This is a genomic window from Halovibrio sp. HP20-59 (assembly GCF_033052795.2).
Lineage (GTDB): Bacteria > Pseudomonadota > Gammaproteobacteria > Pseudomonadales > Halomonadaceae > Vreelandella.
This window is the reverse complement of sequence record NZ_JAWJUW020000057.1, coordinates 1-487: the sequence shown is the minus strand read 5'-3', so window position 1 is coordinate 487 and position 487 is coordinate 1. Positions and strand designations below refer to the sequence as shown.

Below are 487 nucleotides of genomic sequence, written 5' to 3'. Positions count from 1 at the left end.
AGACCAGCCACGCACCAGCCGCGACTTCAACGTGCCCTTCGACAGATTCAACCGCTCGGCCCACTGCACAAGACCCATGCGCTCTCCACCAAACTCGATCAGCTTGTCGTGATGCATCTTTTCGATAGGAAGGGAAATTGCATCAGTGAAGGCCCAGCCATCTCGGAGTCGCTTAAGCAAAGTCGAGGACGTGATGCCGGATTTCTCAGCCCATTCAGCAATACAGAGAGTCTCGCCAGCGTGGGTGATAAACACATTGCTACGCTTGTTGCGCTGTTGCTGCGTCCAGGTTGCCCAACGGCAGTTTTCGGGCGAGTAACCCAGCGAGTTGTCGATCCTATCTAGCGTTGTGCCGGCTGGCGGATGGCCCATGTCCGCTAGAAATCCCTCGTAAGTCATCCAGCGCTCACAGACCGTAATGCCCCGGCCGCCATATCGCGGATAGGACGTGTTGTTCGGGTTGGTGCACCGCCCTTTCATCTGCGCC

1 pseudogene is annotated in these 487 nt (G+C 57.1%); it reads right to left on the bottom strand.

Annotated features, from left to right (window positions below):
* Nucleotides 1-399, bottom strand: a pseudogene (locus RZA33_RS19365) (hypothetical protein); the annotation flags it as partial.
* Nucleotides 400-487: the final 88 nt, after the last annotated feature.